At 53.7% G+C, this 1,225-nt stretch carries 1 protein-coding gene; it reads right to left on the reverse strand.

The window, feature by feature from the left end; genetic code table 11:
• Positions 1–1,225, reverse strand: a 1,225-nt coding sequence (locus ACVWYZ_RS14285) for an RNA-guided endonuclease InsQ/TnpB family protein (RefSeq protein ID WP_457467428.1), incomplete at both ends; no start/stop codon positions are given.

Here is a 1,225-nt window from a genome sequence, read left to right on the forward strand (position 1 = left end):
CGGGCTTCAAGGACTCCGTCCCGCTGACGCGAACAGTGACTCCTGTGAAGGACATTTCCTGAGCTTTGAGAACGGGATGCCCCACCGCTCTGTATTTGATGTTTATCGCCGCGTTGTGGTCTCGGCCTAGTTCCAGTCCACAATGCGGGCAAGAATGCCATCTGTCTCGAATGGTTTTCGGTACTTTTTGACCGCACTGAGAACAGTCTTGGCTCGTGCCTCTTGGATCCACTGCAATCGCCCTCAGTCCAGCTCTTTCAGCCTTGACTGCGAGGATTTGCAGGAATTGCCCCCACCCAGCGTCATAGATGGATTTCGCTAGTCGGGTTCTCGCAATACCTTTGGTGTTGAGCGCCTCATACGCAATATGCTTCCCTTTGCTTACTAGCTTCTTGGCTACTTTGTAGTGGAAATCTTTACGCTGATTGGCCACCTTGAGGTGTGCCTTAGCCACTCGTCTTAAGGTTTTCTTGCGGCGGTTTGACCCCTTCTGCTTGCGGGATAATGACCGCTGCAGCCTCTCCAGGCGCTTTTGGGCGCGGCGGTAGTACTGGGGCACTGGGACGGACTCCCCTGTATCGGTCACCAAAAAGGAGTCCAGCCCCATGTCGATCCCTATCGTGTTCTCCAGTGTTGCAGGCTCAGGAGCAAACTCGGGGACGGACGCATCTTGTAGGCTCAATGTCACATACCACCCATCAGCCTTACGGGTGATGGTGGCAGTCTTGATAACGAACCCGTCAGGCAACGGACGGTGCTGAATCAGCTTAATTGCTCCGATTTTGGGCAGATGAATAAACTTCCCTTGAATGCAGTCCTGTTTTACCTGGGGAAAGGTGAAGGAGCGATACCGGCCCGCCCCTTTGAATCTCGGCCTTCCTGCCCTCTTGCCGTTACGGTCGCCTTTCAGCCAGCGGTCGAATGCTTTGTGCACCCGCTCTATGCAGTTTTGCAGGACTTGCGAATGGATTGCTTGGTATTCGGGGAACCTTGCTTTGGTATTCACCAAGTCTCGTTTTTGGGAGTAGACATCCGGCCTGTCTTTCAGCTCAGGCAAATGACAGATTAAGGGGCAGGCGTTTATATTACAGCGGTTTTGTTCCCACCAGTTAAGCCGCTCTGCCAACCGATAGTTGTACTGCTTGCGCAACAGCTCCAGCCATTGCTCCATCAGGACAACTTGACTGGGCGTAGGCCGCAGGCGGTACTGATAGGCAGTCCTCAT

It is taken from the genome of Thermostichus sp. MS-CIW-37 (genome assembly GCF_054060065.1).